Raw genomic sequence first — 16,663 nt, 5'->3', positions numbered from 1 at the left:
AGTCCGCGGCGAGTTCCGTTGCTCGACCAGGGCGCGAGATGGATCACACGGGCCGTGGGAAGACGCGTCCCTGATCAGGCACGGGATACCTGCATACAGCACATTTATGCACGCTCCGCGACCGGACCTGAGCATTACGTAAACCCGGCAAGTCCACCTATGGTCGCTTTTTGCCCTTGTCCCCGTCGAAAGGCAGGCGAGCGAAGTTTTGCCGAGTGCCGCAGCTGTCACCCATCCTGTCCACGCCCCTCGCGACCCCGAGACCCCCGATGCCCTCGTGGTCGACCCGGCCCTCGTGAAGCGTGCCGTCAAGGCCGCCGCGCTGGGCAACGCCATGGAGTGGTTCGACTTCGGCGTCTACAGCTACATCGCCGTCACCCTGGGCAAGGTCTTCTTCCCGTCCGGCAATCCGACCGCCCAGCTCCTGTCGACGTTCGGCGCCTTCGCCGCGGCCTTCCTGGTCCGCCCGCTCGGCGGCCTGGTCTTCGGCCCGCTGGGCGACCGCGTGGGCCGCCAGAAGGTCCTCGCCGTGACCATGATCATGATGGCGGCCGGCACCTTCGCCATCGGCCTGATCCCGTCGTACGCCACGATCGGCGTCGGCGCCCCGCTGCTGCTCCTGGCCGCCCGTCTGGTCCAGGGCTTCTCCACCGGCGGTGAGTACGCGGGCGCGTCCACCTTCATCGCCGAGTACGCGCCCGACAAGAAGCGCGGCTTCCTCGGCAGCTGGCTGGAGTTCGGCACGCTGGCCGGTTACATCGCCGGCGCCGGTCTGGTCACGGTGCTGACGGCCCTGCTGTCCACCGAGGACCTGGTGTCCTGGGGCTGGCGCATCCCGTTCCTGATCGCGGGCCCGATGGGCGTCATCGGCCTCTATCTGCGGCTGCGCCTGGAGGAGACCCCGGCGTTCGCGGCCGAGGCCGAGAAGGCCGAGTCGAGCCGCCCGAAGGTCCCGCTGCGGGAGATGATCACCGGCCAGTGGCGGGCGCTGCTGCTCTGCGTGGGCCTGGTCCTGGTCTTCAACGTCACCGACTACATGCTGCTGTCGTACATGCCGAGCTATCTGACCAGCGAGCTCAAGTACGACGAGACGCACGGCCTGCTCGTCGTCCTCGCCGTGATGGCGCTGATGATGATCGTCCAGCCCTTCGCGGGCGCCCTGAGCGACCGGGTCGGCCGCCGCCCGGTGATCGCCGCGGGCTGCGCGGGCTTCCTGCTGCTCTCGATACCGGCCCTGCTGCTGATCCGTCAGGGCAGCCTGTTCGCCATCGCGCTCGGCATGGGCGCGCTGGGCCTGCTCCTGGTCTGCTTCACGGCGGCGATGCCCTCGGCCCTCCCGGCCCTCTTCCCGACCCGGGTGCGCTACGGCTCCCTCTCGGTCGGCTTCAACATCTCGGTGTCCCTCTTCGGCGGCACGACCCCGCTGGTGGTGACGGCCCTGATCGGCGTGACCGGGAACATGATGATGCCCGCCTACTACATGATGGCCGCGGCCGTGATCGGCGGCGTGGCGGTGTGGTTCATGACGGAGTCGGCCGGCCGGCCGCTGCCGGGCTCGCCGCCGCAGCGGTAATCCCCTGACAGGGACCGGGTGCCGGACTATATTCGTTAGCGCAACTAGTTAGCTGCTCTAACTAGACATATGAAAGGCACAGGTGCATGAGCCAGTCGAAGCTCTGGGACGACGTCGACGACTACTTCACCACCCATCTGGCGCCGGAGGACGACGTCCTCCGGGCGGCCCAGCGCGACAGCGAGGCCGCCGGGCTGCCGTCCATCGCCGTGACGGCACCACAGGGCAAGCTCCTGCAGCTCCTGGCCCAGATCCAGGGCGCCCGTACGATCCTGGAGCTCGGCACGCTCGGCGGCTACAGCACGATCTGGCTGGCCCGCGCCCTGCCCGCCGACGGCCGTCTGGTCTCACTGGAGTACAGCCCGGTCAACGCCGAGGTCGCGACCCGCAACATCGCCCGCGCGGGCCTCGACAAGATCGCCGAGGTGCGGGTCGGCCCCGCCCTGGAGTCGCTGCCCCAGCTCGCCGACGAGAATCCGCCCCCCTTCGACCTGGTCTTCATCGACGCCGACAAGGGCAACAACCCGCACTACGTGGAGTGGGCGCTCAAGCTCACCAGCGCGGGCAGCCTGATCGTGGTGGACAACGTCGTACGGGGCGGCCGGGTGGCCGATCCCGGCAACCCCGCCGCCGACGTCCAGGGCACCCGCACCGCGCTCGAACTGATCGGGCGGCACCCGAGGCTGAGCGCCACCGCGATCCAGACGGTGGGCACCAAGGGCTACGACGGCTTCGCGCTGGCCCGCGTGCTGCCGTGACCCGGCACCCTCACACCTCGTGGTAGAAGCCGACGTTGACGCTGCGCGGGGCGGTGCGGTCCCGGATCACGATCTCGCCGTTGCCGCCCCGGGGCAGTGTCACCGAGCCGCCGTAGACCAGCGGCTGCGCGTAGGCGCCGGCCACCAGCTGTACCTCGGACGAGGGATCGGGCTGCGAGCCCTGGAGCCAGGTCACCTGCCAGACGCCCTCGGGCCCGCACAGGAACTCCAGGTGCACCCGGGAGACGAACAGCCAGTCGTCGGGTGTCGCGAGCCGGCACACGGACTTGTCCCGGCCCACCCGCAGCACGGTGCCCGGGTCACTGGGCGCCTCGGCCATCTGCATCCCGGCCGTGGCACCCTCCTCCGCCGCGGTGACGACGGCCATGGTGAGTTCGAGCACGTGCGCTCCTCCTGAAGGGTCCTTGCGCGGCAGCCCCGTTGGCCCACCGCCGCCGCATGATAAATCGCCCGGCACGGCCGTGTCCGGTGCAAGGCAACCCAAGACCGGCCTGCCACCCGACTTCGGGCGACAGGCCGGTCGTACACATGGACGATGCTCTCAGCTGTGCAGCAGCCGCTCCGTCAGCTCGCGGTAGTCCCGAAGCGCCAGCCGGAGTTGCTCGGTGTCGCCGGCGCCGGCCGCCTTGTCGTCCCGGCCGCCCTCGCCGGTCTGCCAGGAGTTGCGCAGCGTGCGCCGACGCTGCTTCACCGCATCGGTGAACCGGGCGGCGACCTCCTCCAGCACGTGGTCGGCCTCCTCGACGGCGGACCGGGGCTCGTCCACGAACCCGGCGACGGCGTGCTGGAGGCGCGTGCTGAGCTTGTCGCACTCCTCGTGCGGCAGCAGCCGGGCCTCGTGGCTCGCGGGGCTCGAGGACCCGCCCACACCGGTTCCGAGGCCGCCGACGGTGTCGGAACCGGCGTCCCGCCCCCGCTCGGTCCCACGACCGAGGCCGGAGGCCTTGTCGCGGCCGGGGACCGAGTCGGCGCCGAAGCCGCCCTCGTCACCCCGCCCCGGAGGCGTCATCGCACCCGGTATGGACTCACGACGCTCCCCACGGCCCCCACGGTCCTCTTCCGCACCACGAGGCACACCCGCCGGGCGTCCCGTCACGGACCCCCGGGCGTCCGGTGCCTCGGTCTCGGTGGGAGCCACTATCGGGCTGCGAGCACCCGAGGGCTCGCCTGCGGTCCGGCCCTTGCGTTCCTCGCCCGCCCCGCTCACGGCATCCGTCATGTCGCTCAACTCCCCTTCGCGTGACGCCTGTTGAATGCCCACGGCAGGTGCCCCCGGCCGTCGTTGCGACCGTCGCGGGGCTGACCCGCGCGCAGGTGGGACTCGTCGGTGGACGTACGGGACTCCTCGCGGCTCCGCGGCGGGCCGACGAGGTCCTCGAAGAGGGCCCGCGCCTCCACCATGGCGGCGCGCATCTCCTCGGTGTCGGTCCGGCCGTCGCCGTCCTGCCGGGCGTTGGTGCCGGCACCGGCCACCGCGTGCACCCGCCGATAGCCGTGCACATGGTGCGCGTGGTGCACGGACAGCGCGTTGAACTGTTCCTCGTACTGCCCGCCGTCCGGGAAGCCCCGGGCCTTGGCGAGCTCGGCGAGCAGCCGGTCCGCCTCGGCGACGGCCTCACGAGGAGAGTCGACGAAGCGTTCCTGGGCGGCCGTCCAGCGGTCCTCGTACCGCTGACGCTCCGCCGGTTCCAGTGGCTGCTCGCGCAGGGATCCGTGCCGCTCCACGCGCTCGGTGAGTTCGCGCTCGGCGGCCTTCTCGTCCCCGTCGTGCCGGGCCACGGCGCGGTCGTACTCGGGCCCGAAGCGTCGCTTCAGGCCCCGGCCGTGCTGCGGTCCCCGGCCACGCCGGGTCAGGACGGCCGCCACTATCAGGACGGCCGCCACGATCACGATCAGTGCGATGATCAGGCCTGTTGACATGTGTGTCGGGTTGCCCTGAACGGTTTGTTCAAACCGTCTCCGCATGTGTGCAGGCGGCGATCGGGCCTTGACCAGGCAGGCGCCGCCTCACATCCGCGCCGCGGGCCCCTCGCGCGGCTGTTCCCGGTCGGAGCCGCACAACTCGTCGTTCAGATCCCTCACCAGCTGGGTCAGATCAGTGGGCCGATCGGGCCCCCACCAGTCCCCCAGCAGCTCCCCCAACGACGCCTCCCGGGCCCCCGCGAGCCGCGCGGCGACCTCCTCGCCGGTCTCGGTGAGCGCCAGATCGAGCCCCTGCCGCGACGCCAGCCCCCGCCCCTCCACCTGCCGCGCCGCCTCGATGATCGCGCTCAGCGGCACGGACGTGCGCTCGGCGAGCAGCGCCGGCTCCACCCATCCGTACCTCCGCATCCGCAGCACCAGCCAGCTCGACGCGGGCAACAGGTCGTACCCGGCCCGCGTGGTGATGTCCCGGTAGACCTCCCGCCGCCCCTCCCGGGTCCCCAGCACCGACAAGGCCCGGCACACCTCGTCGTACGACGACCGTTCCACGGGGTTGCTGGCCAGCGTCTCCGTGACGTCGGGTGCGGTGACCGACCCCCGCAGCGGGTCCTCCTTGAGGAACCACGCGAGCACGAAGCCGAGAAACGCGACGGGTGCGGCGTAGAGGAAGACGTCGGTGATCGACGAGGCGTACGCGTGCAGTGCCTCGGACCGCAGCGAGCCCGGCAGCTCCGCGAGCCCCCGGGAATCGGCCTCGATCCCCGACACCGAGACCCCGGGCGGCAGTTGAGCCCCGCGCAGGGCCTCGGCCAGCTTGTCCCCGAGCCGGTTCGCGAAGACCGTCCCGAAGATGGCGACTCCGAAGGACGCCCCGATGGACCGGAAGAAGGTCGCGCCGGACGTGGCGACGCCGAGGTCCTCGTACGACACGGCGTTCTGCACGATCAGCACGAGCACCTGCATGACCAGCCCGAGCCCCAGCCCGAACACGCAGAAGCAGACGCTCATCACCCAGGTGGAACTGTGCTCGTCGAGCCGGTGCAGAAGCAGCAGCCCGAGCGTGGTGACCCCGGTCCCGGCCACCGGGAACACCTTCCACCGCCCTGTTCGGCTGACGATCTGCCCGGACACGGTCGAGGACACCAGCAGCCCGAGCACCATGGGCAGCATGTGCACCCCGGACATCGTCGGTGAGACACCGTGCACCACCTGGAGGAAGGTGGGCAGATAGGTCAGGGCCCCGAACATCGCGAACCCGACGATGAAGCTGATGACGGCGGACAGGGTGAAGGTCCGCACCCGGAACAGTTTCAGGGGCAGCACGGGCTCGGCGGCCCGCCGCTCGACCCCCACGAACACGACCGCCAGCAGCACCCCCAGCACCGCGAGCCCGACGATCTGGGGCGATCCCCACGCCCAGGTGTTCCCGCCCAGCGAGGCCACCAGCACCAGACACGTGGCGACGGCGGCGATGAGGAAGGTCCCCAGGTAGTCGATGACGTGCTTCCTCGACTTACGGGGAATCCGCAGCACCACGGCGATCACGGTCAGCGCGACCACGCCCACCGGAAGGTTGACGTAGAACACCCACCGCCAGCTCAGATGCTCGGTGAACAGCCCGCCCAGCAGCGGCCCGAGCACACTCGTCGCCCCGAACACCGCCCCGAACAGCCCCTGATAGCGCCCTCGTTCACGCGGCGGGACGAGGTCGCCGACGATCGCCATCGACAACACCATCAACCCACCGCCGCCCAGCCCCTGCAGGGCCCGGAAGCCGATCAGCTGGGGCATGTTCTGGGCCATGCCGCACAGGGCGGATCCGATCAGGAAGATCACGATCGCGGTCTGGAACAGCCGCTTGCGCCCGTACTGGTCCCCGAGCTTGCCCCACAACGGCGTAGCGGCCGTGGACGCCAGCAGATACGCGGTCACCACCCACGACAGATGCTCCATACCGCCGAGATCGCTGACGATCGTGGGCAGCGCGGTGGACACGATCGTCTGGTCGAGCGCGGCGAGCAGCATCCCGAGGAGCAGGGCCCCGATCGAGACGAGGACGTTGCCGGAGACGTGTTGTTCCTGCCCGTCTCTCACATTCCCCGTCATACCGTGCGCGTGCGCGGCCATGAAACCTCCTGGGGCTCTCGTTTCCTCTCCATCGTGATCGGTGTGACCGGTTATGGCCTGTTGAGTCCTATTGGAAGCCGGTATTCCGGGGGCTTCCCAAAGGCGGCTGTGGAGGGGTTATGCATAATCGCTGGAGTTTGTGAGGGGAGGGACGAACACATGGCGGAGTCGAACGGTCATCGGTGCCCGGAGTGCGGGGCACCGAGAGGGGCCGACAACACCCCGTCCTGCGGGTGCACCCAGCGCGCGTCGGACGCACTGCGGGACGCACGCACGGCGGATGCGGCCGCGGCGGAGGACTTCGATCCGCTGCGCATACGGCCGTACGTGGAGCTGGACGACGAGACCGCACCGGTGCCGAAGGCCACCGCGCCGGACGCCACGATGCCGCTGCGCGTGCCGGCACCGCCGCCGGCCACCCCGAGCCGCACCGACCTGAACCTGTTCGACGTGGACGCCGGCCCCTCCGCGCCCGGCCGGACCCCCGACGGGCCGACGCACCGCACCCGACGCCGTACCGTCCTCCTCGCCACCGCCGGGGCGGTCGTGACGGTGGCCGCCGCGGCCGCCTTCGCCGGCGGGCTGTTCACATACGAGTCGCCGGTGCGGGACGAGGCGGCTGGGGGTGACGTACGGCCGGCGGTCCCCGATGCGACGACGACCGCGGCGACGGCGTCCCCGTCCACGGCCACCCCGTCCGTACGGCCGTCCTCCGCACCCCCGTCCGCCACGGCGAGCGCGAGCCCGTCGGCCTCCCCGTCCCCGTCGAGGTCCAGCGCCTCGCCCAGCCCGTCACTGTCCGCCGCGCCCTCGGCGACCCCGACGGCCTCCGCCCCGACGGATTCGGCGGCCGGGTCCGACGCGGGGCGCGAGGCGGCTCCGCAGGTTCTGCGGCGCGGGTCCGAGGGCCCGGAGGTCGTCGAGCTCGAGCTGCGGCTCACCCAGGTCGGGCTGTACTCGCGCAAGGCGAGCGGGCACTACAACGAGGGGGTCGAGGACGCGGTCTCCGCGTATCAGTGGCAGCGGGGGATGCAGGTGGCGGAGCACGGGGTGTACGACCTGGTGACCCGGCAGCGGCTGGAGTCGGAGACGACTGAGCCGTAGGTGGTTCTTCGGGTGCGGGCGGGCGCGGGGGCCGGCTGGGGATCTGCCGGACGGAGTCCCGGGGGGATGCAGGTGGCGGAGCACGGGGTGTACGACCTGGTGACCCGGCAGCGGCCGGAGTCGGAGACCACTGAGCCGTAGATGGTTCTTCGGGTGCGGGCCCGGCGGGGGTCGGCAGGGGATCTGCCGGACGGAGTCCCCGGGGGATGCAGGTGGCGGAGCACCGGGTGTACGACCCGGTGACCCGGCAGCGGCCGGAGTCGGAGACCACTGAGCCGTAGGCCGTTCTCCGGGTGCGGGCCCGGCGGGGGCCGGCTGGGGGCCTGCCGGACGGAGTCCCCGGGGGATGCAGGTGGCGGAGCACCGGGTGTACGACCCGGTGACCCGGCAGCGGCCGGAGTCGGAGACCACTGAGCCGTAGGCCGTTCTCCGGGTACGGGCCCGGCGGGGGCCGGCTGGGGATCTGCCGGACGGAGTCCCGGGGGGATTCACACGACGGTGAGCCGGAAGGAGTCCACCCGGCCGGGACCGGCGGTCACCCGACGGAGACCCGGGTCAATCCACCCGAGGGGGAATCCGCCCCCCACAGGGACCCGGGAGGGGGACTCACCCGACGGTGAGCCGGGAGGAGTCCACCTGGCCGGGACCGGGGACCACCCGACGGAGACCCAGGAGGGGACTCACCCGACGGTGAGCCGAATCGTGCCGTCCTCCCCCGCCTCGATCCGCACCTGCGTCAGATCCGCCACCACCACGTCCGGCCCGTGCACCGCGGCTCGCTCGCCGACTCCCACTACCCTCATCCCGGCGGCCTTCCCGGCGGCGATTCCCGCCCCGGAGTCCTCGAAGACGATGCAGTCGGCGGGCGCGACGCCCAGTTCCGCCGCACCCTTCAGAAAGCCCTCGGGGTCCGGCTTGCTCGCCCCCACGGACTCGGCGGTGACCCGGACATCGGGCAGTCCCAGTCCCGCGGCGGCCATCCGGGCCGTGGACAGCGGGACGTCGGCCGAGGTCACCAGCGCGTGGGGCAGCCCCCGCAGCGCGGCCAGGAACTCGGGCGCCCCCGGTATCGCCACGACACCGTCCATGTCGGCGGTCTCCTCCGCGAGCATGCGCGCGTTGTCCGCGAGGTTCTGCTCCATGGGCCGGTCGGGCAGCAGGACCGCCATCGACGCGTGCCCCTGGCGGCCGTGGACGACCTTCATGACCTCGTCGGCGTCCAGCCCGTGGTGTTCGGCCCAGCGGCGCCAGATGCGCTCAACGACGGCGTCGGAGTTGACGAGGGTGCCGTCCATGTCGAGCAGGAGGGCGCGGGCGTTGAGCACGGTGGGGGCGGCGGTGGCCGTCATCGGCAGCTCCAGGACGCGGGACGTGGGGCTTCGGAGGGGTCTCCCCCGCACCCCCGAAGGAACAAGGCGGCCCCGCCCGCCGGTCAGGGAAAACGAGCGGGAGCCACTTTGTTTCTCCACGGTACAAAATCGGGCCGGTTCCCGCCACCATCCCCGGGAATCCGCCCGAACAGTTCACCCACCGTTCAGCTCATCCGGCCACGGCCTCCCACAGGCTCCACAGCCCGAGCGCCAGCATCAGCAGCGCCGCGACCTTGGTGATGAGCTTGAGCGGGACCCGCTTCATCAGGGCCTTTCCGCCGACGATGCCGAGACCGGCCACCGCCCACAGCGCGAGCACCGCGCCGAGACCGACGGAGAGCGGGTCGTCGTAACGGGCCGCGAGGTTCGCCGTCATGATCTGGGTCAGGTCACCGAACTCGGCGACCAGGATGAGCATGAACCCGGCCCCGGCGACCTTCCAGAACGACTGGTCCTCGGGGTTGCGGATCTCCTCGTCGCCGTCGTCCTTCTTGAACAGCAGCACGGCCGCGCCGCCGAGGAAGAGCACGCCGGTCACCGCCTGCACGATCTGCTGCGGCAGCAGGGTCAGCACGCTGCCGGCCGCCACGGCGAGCGCGACATGCAGCGCGAAGGCGGCGGCGACGCCCGCGAAGACGTAGGAGGCACGGTAACGGGTGCCGAGGACCAGGCCGGCGAGCGCGGTCTTGTCCGGCAGTTCGGCGAGGAAGACGACGCCGAACACGACGGCCGTCACGGTGAAGCTGATCAAGGTTCCTCAATCGGTCGGGGCCGCCCCACCGAGAGTGTTCGCGAAACGACGCCTCGGCACGGCAGCACACAGTCAGTGCACTACTGGCCGAAGGTCTCGCTGGCGGGCCGCACGCGGCCTGCCTCCGGGCGCCGGCTCAGACGAGCTGAGCAGTATGTCGACGGTCCGGCGAAGAGCTACTCCCCTTCAACGCCATCCATCGTACGTGATCGTTTCGCCGTAAAGCTTGTCGTGTCATGTACACGTCACTAACTTCTTACCGAACGCACACCTCCCCGCAACGCGGAGCCGCGAGCATTCGATCGCTCGCGCTTCAACATCCCCGTCCCCCAAGGGAGTTCGCATGTCGAAGTTCTACGCGCGTCGACGGCTCAGCATACTCGGGGCGCTCACCGCCCTCATAGCCTCCGTCGCGGTCCTCAACGGCCCGACCGCCTCCGCCGCCCTCCCCACCCCGGTCAGCGCGGCCACCGCCCGCACCTACCTCGCCTCGCTCACCGTGGCCACCGAGAACCGCACCGGCTACAACCGCGACCTGTTCCCGACGTGGATCACCATCAGCGGCACCTGCAACACCCGCGAGTACATCCTCAAGCGGGACGGCTCGAACGTCGTCACCAACTCCGCCTGCACCGCCACCAGCGGCAGTTGGTACTCCCCGTACGACGGTGCCACCTGGACCGCCGCCTCCGACCTCGACATCGACCACCTGGTCCCGCTCGCCGAGGCCTGGGACTCCGGCGCGAGCGCCTGGACCACCGCCCAGCGTCAGGGCTTCGCCAACGACGTCACCCGCCCGCAGCTGATCGCCGTCACGGACAACGTGAACCAGTCCAAGAGCGACCAGGACCCGGCCGAGTGGATGCCGTCGGTCACCTCGTACCGCTGCACCTACGTCCGCGCCTGGGTCCAGGTGAAGTACTACTACGACCTCTCCGTCGACTCCGCGGAGAAGAGCGCGCTCACGAGCTACCTCGCCAACTGCTGACGATTACGTAACGGAACCTCCCCGCGGACCTCCGCCGTTCCGTACCGTACGGGGCGACGGAGGAGGATCACGTGGCCGAACTGCGGCTGGGACCACTGCTCAGGTACGTCGACGGCTCGTCCGCGACCGTGTGGGTCGAGACGAGCCGTCCGTGCACCGCCGAGGTGCGCTGCTCGGACGGCACCGGCGGCGAGGCGCCCACCTTCCAGATCGCGGGCCACTACTACGCGCTCGTCCCGGTCGACGGCCTGGCTCCGGACACCGAGCGGTCGTACGAGGTGTTCCTGGACGACACGCGCGTGTGGCCCCTGTCCGACGCCCCCTACTCGGGGTTTCCGCCGTCCGTCATCCACACGCCCGCCGACACCGACACCGTCCGCGTCGCCTTCGGTTCCTGCCGCTGGGCCGCGCCCCCGAAGGGCGAGAAGGACCCCGTGGGCCCCGACGCCCTGGACACCCTCGCGGCCCGTATCGCCGCCGAGCCGGAGGGCGAACGGCCGGACGTCCTCCTGCTGCTGGGCGACCAGGTCTACGCCGACGAGACCTCCCGGGCCACCCAGAGCTGGCTGGCCGCACGCCGCGATCCGAGCGACCCGCCGGGCAACCAGGTGGCGGACTACGAGGAGTACACCCACCTCTACTACGAGTCCTGGCTCGACCCCGAGGTGCGCTGGCTGCTGTCCACCGTGCCCAGCTGCATGATCTTCGACGACCACGACGTCATCGACGACTGGAACACCTCCGCCTCCTGGGTCGAGGACATGCGCACCGTCTCGTGGTGGCGGGAGCGGCTGCTGAGCGGCCTGATGTCGTACTGGGTCTACCAGCACCTGGGCAACCTCTCCCCGGCCGCGCTGGACACCGACCCGCTCTACTCCGTCGTACGCCGATCCGCGGACGGCACCGACGAGTTGCGCGCCTTCGCCTGCAGGGCGGAGGCCGACGCGGCCACCGTGCGCTGGAGTTACCGGCGCGACTTCGGCCGGACGCGGCTGCTCATGGTGGACTCCCGCGCGGCCCGCGTCCTCGACGAGGAGAACCGCTCGATGCTGGACCCCGGCGAGGCCGAGTGGCTGCGCGACCAGGTGCTGGAGGAGCGCGCCTCCTACGACCACCTCCTGATCGGCACGTCGCTGCCCTGGCTGCTGCCGCATCTGGTGCACGACGCCGAGGCGTGGGACGCCGCGCTGTGCCGGGGGGACCGCGGGGCGCGGTGGGCCCGGTTCGGGGAGGATCTGCGGCGGAAGGCGGACCTGGAGCACTGGGCGGCGTTCCCGGCGTCCTTCGCGGCGCTGGCGGACCTGATCGCCGAGGTGGGCTCGGGGCCCGAGGCGCCGGCGACGGTGCTGGTGCTGTCGGGGGACGTGCACCACGCGTACGTGGCCGAGCCGAAGTGGCACTCCGGCGGCCCGGAGGCCCGCGTCCTCCAGCTCACCTGCTCCCCCGTGCACAACTCCGTCCCCAGCTATATCCGGTTCGGCTTCCGCTTCGGCTGGAGCGCGACCGCGCGGGCGCTCGGGCGGCTGCTCGCCCGGCACGGCGGCTGCGAGCAACCGCCGGTCTCCTGGCGGCACACGGGAGGACCGTGGTTCGGCAACCAGCTCATGACGCTGACCCTGAGCGGGCGTTCGGCGCGGCTGCGGCTGGACCAGGCGCGGGAGTCGGGCCAGGGGCGGACGCGGCTGGTGACGGTCTCGGAGTCCGAACTCACCGGGGGGAGCGGGCGCGAGGCGTCCCGGCTCGCCCGGTAATCGGCTCCTTCCGGCCGTTTGCTGCGCCTGTGGCACGGGATGCTCGTGATGCATCCCACAGTCCAGGCCCTCCGGGCTCGGCACCCCGTACTCCCGACGGCATGATGAGGCGGACCGTCCGCTTCCGGTGGAGCTCCACGGCTCCGCCACGCGCCCCACACGCCCGGGAGTCCCGCTCTTGCCCGCACCGACCACGGACCACGCGCCCGTCTCCGTCGCCCTGGTCGGCGCGGGGCCCCGCGGCACCAGCGTCCTGGAACGCCTCTGCGCCTCCGCCCCCGAACTCCTCCCGCCCGGCGCCCACTTGACGGTCCACGTCATCGACCCGTCCCCACCGGGCCCCGGCCGCGTATGGCGCCCCACCCAGTCCCCGGACCTCCTGATGAACACGGTGGCCTCCCAGGTCACCCTGTTCACCGACGAGAGCGTGGACTGCGCGGGGCCGATACGCCCGGGGCCGAGCCTGCACGAGTGGGCGTGCGGGGGGTGGGGGGCGAAGGAGGAGGCAGGGTGCAGTGCCGAGGAGGAGCCACGACGGGACGACGGGCCGGAAACCGGTGCCGAACGGGCGGGATTCGACGGGATGCTCGACCCCGGACCCGCGGAGCTTGGCGGGATCCCCGACCCCGGACCGGCGGAGCCCCACGGGTCCCCCCACGCCGGACGGGCACGGACCGGCGGAGCGCCCGACCTCCGCCACGTGCCGTGGTCCGGCGGGGATTCGGGGGTCGGCGCGGGTTCGACCCCGGGCGACCCGCTCGGGCCCGACGACTATCCGAGCCGTGTTCAGTACGGGCGTTATCTGGAGTGGGTGTTCGCGCGGACCGTGCGGCAGGCACCCGAGGCCGTGCGCGTGGAGGTGCACGCGGCGCGGGCCGTGCGGGTCGATGACGCCGTCGACGGGCGGCAGACGGTGACGCTGGACGACGGGACCGCGCTGCACGGACTGTCGGCCGTGGTCCTCGCCCAGGGGCATCTGCCGGTCGTCGCCGACGCCCCCCGGCGCGGCCACAGCGCCCACGCCGAACGCCACGGTCTGCACCACGTCCCGCCCGCCAACCCTGCCGACGTGGACCTGTCCCGCATCCGGCCGCACGAGCTGGTGCTGCTGCGCGGCCTGGGCCTGAACTTCTTCGACCACATGGCCCTTCTGACCACCGGCCGCGGTGGCCGTTTCGTCCGCTCGGGCACCGGTACCCTGCGCTATCTCTCCTCCGGCAACGAGCCGCGCCTGTACGCCGGTTCGCGCCGCGGCATCCCGTACCAGGCACGCGGCGACAACGCCAAGGGCCCCTACGGCCGCCACCTCCCCCTCGTCCTCACCGACGAGACGATCGCCCGCTTCCGCAAACGCGCCGACTCCGGCGAGGCCCCCGACTTCCTCACGGAGATATGGCCGCTGGTGGCAAAGGAGGTGGAGACGGTCTACTACGAAGCCCTCCTCGATAACAGGGAGTTCAGGGACCGCTTCCTCGCGACGGAGCACCGCGGCCCCGAAGAGGCCGCCGTACTGGACGAGTTCGGCGTCCCGCACGCCGACCGCTGGTCCTGGGACCGCATTTCACGGCCGTACACCGGACAGACCTTCACGGACCCCGGCAGCTGGCGGCACTGGCTCCTGGACCATCTGCGCCAGGACGCCGCCCAGGCCGCGCTCGGCAACGTCGCCGGCCCTCTGAAGGCGGCCCTCGACGTCCTGCGTGACCTGCGCAACGAACTGCGGCAAATCGTCGACCACGGCGGCCTGTCGGGCCCGTCGCGCCGGGACCACCTGGACCGCTGGTACACCCCTCTCAACGCCTTTCTCTCCATCGGCCCGCCCCGCCGCCGCATCGAGGAACTGACCGCGCTGATCGAAGCGGGCACCGTGGAGGTGCTTGGCCCCCGCCTGGAGGTCCGCGAGGCGGACGGCACTTGGGTGGCCCGCTCGCCCGAGGTGCCGGGGTCCGCCGTACACGTGACGACCCTCATAGAGGCGCGTCTTCCGGAGCCCGATCTGCGACGCACCGCCGACGAACTGCTCGCCCGGATGCTGAAGACGGGCCAGTGCCGGCCGCACACCGTCGACGGCTACGAAACCGGCGGCCTGGACGTCACCCGGCGGCCGTATCACCTGATTGACCGTCAAGGACAGGCTCATGCAAGGCGGTTCGCCTTCGGTGTGCCCACGGAAGGGGTGCACTGGGTGACCGCGGCGGGCGCCCGGCCAGGGGTGGATTCGGTCACGCTTTCGGACGCCGATGCGGTGGCCAGAGCCGTTCTACGTGCGACGGCGAGCGAAACAGGAGGGACCAAAGGGGCAAACGAGTGGCCAAATGTTGAACTAGCAAGCATTGATTAGGGGCCCCTACCGTGGATGGCTGACTCGGTTCCATCCCCCTGGGGCAACCCCCTGTGGGACCGACCCGACCGAAGGAGTCCCCCACAATGACCGGACGCCTGAACAGCGCCCAGCCATACGCCCTCGGCCTCTACCGCATCGTCGTCGGCCTGCTCTTCCTCTGTCACGGCGCCGCCTCCCTCTTCGGTGTCTTCGGCGGTGTTCCGGGCACCGACGGGGGCACCCTCGAAGCGGGCACCTGGCCGGGTTGGTACGCGGCCGTGATCCAGCTCGTCGGCGGCGGCCTCGTACTGCTCGGCCTGGGCACGCGATTCGCCGCGTTCGTCGCCGCGGGATCCATGGCGTACGCGTACTTCAAGGTGCACCAGCCCATGGCCCTGTGGCCCATGGAGAACGGCGGCGAGGCCGCGGCGATGTTCAGCTGGGCCTTCCTGCTGCTGGTCTTCACCGGGTCCGGCGCGTTCGGCCTTGACCGGCTGTTCGCGAAGCGCTCGGCCGAGGAGCGGAAGCCGGCGGCGGAGCCCGTCGCCGTCTGAGGCGATCGCGTACGGTGCCCTCTCCCGCGTCCGTGGGGGAGGGCACCGGTGCGTTCGGGAGGGCATCGGTACGTCCGGGAGGACACCGACGCGGTTCGGGCGCGGCAGCCGGGTGAACATGCCGTACCCATCTCATGAGCCCCCCGTGAATCTCCTGCCCCAGCCCCCGCGTACGCTGTATGGCTGTCTACGGGGGAATCACGGGGAGTCGCGGTGCTGGAGAATCTGGGGTCACTGACCGGCAGTCCATGGATCTACGCCATGGTCGCGCTGTCGGTGCTCCTCGACGTGTTCGTGCCGTTGCTGCCCAGCGGGGTGCTGGTCATCACGGCCGCGACGGCCGCGGCCGCGGGCAGCGCGGCGACCGGCAAGGTCCCGGACGTGATGGCCCTCATCCTCTGCGCGACCACCGCCTCCGTCCTGGGCGACCTGGCGGCGTACCGCCTCGCCTTCCGGGGCGGTGAGCGCCTCGACCGCGCGATCGCCCGCTCGCGTCGCCTCACCACGGCGCAGGAACGTCTCGGCGACGCGCTTTCCGCGGGCGGCGGGGCCCTGGTGGTCCTCGCCCGCTTCGCCCCGGCCGGCCGCTCGGTGGTCTCCCTCCTCGCCGGCACCGCCCACCGCCGAGCCCGTGACTTCCTCCCCTGGTCCGCCCTCGCGGGCCTGTCCTGGGCCGCGTACAGCGTCGCCCTCGGCTACTTCGGCGCGCACTGGCTGGGGGCGACCTGGCTGGCGACGGGGGTCTCGGTGGCGGCACTGTTCGGTGCGGGAGCGGCGGCGGCGTACGTGATGCGCCGACGCCCGGAGCCGGCGCAAGCGCGATAGCGGCCGAGGACGGCAGCGGGATCTACGTCGGCTGCGGGCCGGTGAGTGCTGGTCGGCGGGGCTGGCCGCGCCCACGCTGCGGCGCAGTAAATGCACGCCGCCCCGGGCCCCAGGGTCCGGCTGAAGCTGCACCGGTGGGCCCGGCCGCGACCATGGCGAAGCCACGCACACGGCCCCGCCCCGGGGCAGGTCAAGCTGTGGCCGCACAGGGCGTACGTACGTCGGCCCCAAGCCGGTGGGGCCGGCCGCGAACACTCGGCGAAGCCGCACACGCACACAGCCCCGCGTCCCCCAGGCAGGTCCAGCTGAGGCCGACGGCTGCGGGCGGGTGGGGGGTAGTCACGCCCACCCAGCGGAGCCGCACATGCACACCGCCCCGCGCCCCAAGGCAGGTCCAGTTGCAGCGGCACAGCGCGTACGTACCTCCGCCGCGGACCGGTGAGTCCGGCCGCGACCACTCGGCGAAGCCACGCACCCGCACGGCCCCGCGCCCAGGCAGGTCCAGCTGACGCCGTCGGCTACGGGCCGGTGGGGGCTCGTAGCGCCCGCTCGGGGGAGCCGCACATGCACACCGCCCCGGGCGCCCAGGCAGGTC

14 protein-coding genes are annotated in these 16,663 nt (G+C 71.7%); 8 read left to right on the top strand and 6 right to left on the bottom strand.

Translation table 11 applies throughout. From position 1 onward, the window contains the following. Positions 1-208: 208 nt before the first annotated feature. Together proP and BFN33_RS08595 are read left to right on the top strand one after the other, a co-directional pair. The gene (proP, locus tag BFN33_RS08600) at positions 209-1,573 is read left to right on the top strand and encodes a glycine betaine/L-proline transporter ProP (protein WP_069759302.1); all 1,365 of its coding nucleotides are present in this window, start codon (positions 209-211) and stop codon (positions 1,571-1,573) included. 86 nt (positions 1,574-1,659) lie between these two features. Further along, entirely contained in the window at positions 1,660-2,331 is a 672-nt protein-coding gene (locus tag BFN33_RS08595; RefSeq protein WP_069759301.1) for an O-methyltransferase, read from the top strand. Between the two features lie 10 nt (positions 2,332-2,341). Here the strand turns inward: BFN33_RS08595 and BFN33_RS08590 are convergent, their stop codons facing one another. The 4 genes from BFN33_RS08590 to BFN33_RS08575 form a co-directional block, all read right to left on the bottom strand. Then, positions 2,342-2,734, bottom strand: coding sequence for a hypothetical protein (locus tag BFN33_RS08590; RefSeq protein WP_069759300.1), 393 nt, complete (start codon positions 2,732-2,734; stop codon positions 2,342-2,344). A 159-nt stretch (positions 2,735-2,893) separates the two neighbouring features. Beyond that, positions 2,894-3,571: a hypothetical protein gene (locus BFN33_RS08585; RefSeq protein WP_069759299.1), complete on the bottom strand. Its 678-nt coding sequence runs from the start codon at positions 3,569-3,571 to the stop codon at positions 2,894-2,896. Positions 3,572-3,576: 5 nt separating this feature from the next. Then, positions 3,577-4,272, bottom strand: a complete 696-nt coding sequence (locus BFN33_RS08580) for a hypothetical protein (RefSeq protein ID WP_069759298.1) — start codon at positions 4,270-4,272, stop codon at positions 3,577-3,579. A gap of 87 nt (positions 4,273-4,359) precedes the next feature. Continuing rightward, positions 4,360-6,402, bottom strand: a complete 2,043-nt coding sequence (locus tag BFN33_RS08575; RefSeq protein ID WP_069759297.1) for an MDR family MFS transporter — start codon at positions 6,400-6,402, stop codon at positions 4,360-4,362. Positions 6,403-6,561: 159 nt separating this feature from the next. Between BFN33_RS08575 and BFN33_RS08570 the strand changes: the two genes are divergently transcribed. Continuing rightward, positions 6,562-7,506 carry a peptidoglycan-binding domain-containing protein gene (locus BFN33_RS08570; RefSeq protein ID WP_069759296.1) on the top strand — a complete coding sequence of 315 codons (945 nt, stop codon included), beginning with the start codon at positions 6,562-6,564 and terminating at the stop codon, positions 7,504-7,506. Positions 7,507-8,186: 680 nt separating this feature from the next. Here the strand turns inward: BFN33_RS08570 and BFN33_RS08565 are convergent. After that, positions 8,187-8,855: an HAD-IA family hydrolase gene (locus BFN33_RS08565; RefSeq protein ID WP_069759295.1), complete on the bottom strand. Its 669-nt coding sequence runs from the start codon at positions 8,853-8,855 to the stop codon at positions 8,187-8,189. A gap of 190 nt (positions 8,856-9,045) precedes the next feature. Further along, on the bottom strand, positions 9,046-9,627 hold the full coding sequence (locus BFN33_RS08560; protein ID WP_069759294.1) for a TMEM165/GDT1 family protein: 582 nt from the start codon (positions 9,625-9,627) through the stop codon (positions 9,046-9,048). Between the two features lie 343 nt (positions 9,628-9,970). On the opposite strand from BFN33_RS08560, the gene BFN33_RS08555 reads away from it, so the two are divergent. From BFN33_RS08555 to BFN33_RS08535, 5 genes are all read left to right on the top strand, one after another. Beyond that, entirely contained in the window at positions 9,971-10,615 is a 645-nt protein-coding gene (locus BFN33_RS08555; RefSeq protein ID WP_069759293.1) for an HNH endonuclease family protein, read from the top strand. Between the two features lie 71 nt (positions 10,616-10,686). Beyond that, positions 10,687-12,366 carry an alkaline phosphatase D family protein gene (locus BFN33_RS08550; RefSeq protein WP_069759292.1) on the top strand — a complete coding sequence of 560 codons (1,680 nt, stop codon included), beginning with the start codon at positions 10,687-10,689 and terminating at the stop codon, positions 12,364-12,366. Positions 12,367-12,586: 220 nt separating this feature from the next. Further along, a complete protein-coding gene (locus BFN33_RS08545; protein ID WP_370743269.1) occupies positions 12,587-14,707 on the top strand; it encodes an FAD/NAD(P)-binding protein in 2,121 nt (706 codons plus the stop codon). 86 nt (positions 14,708-14,793) lie between these two features. Further along, a complete protein-coding gene (locus BFN33_RS08540; protein WP_069759291.1) occupies positions 14,794-15,243 on the top strand; it encodes a DoxX family protein in 450 nt (149 codons plus the stop codon). 213 nt (positions 15,244-15,456) lie between these two features. Beyond that, on the top strand, positions 15,457-16,068 hold the full coding sequence (locus BFN33_RS08535) for a DedA family protein (protein ID WP_069759290.1): 612 nt from the start codon (positions 15,457-15,459) through the stop codon (positions 16,066-16,068). Positions 16,069-16,663: the final 595 nt, after the last annotated feature.

It is taken from the genome of Streptomyces sp. LUP47B, assembly GCF_001746295.1.
Classification (GTDB): domain Bacteria; phylum Actinomycetota; class Actinomycetes; order Streptomycetales; family Streptomycetaceae; genus Streptomyces.
This window is presented reverse-complemented; position numbering and strand designations above follow the sequence as displayed.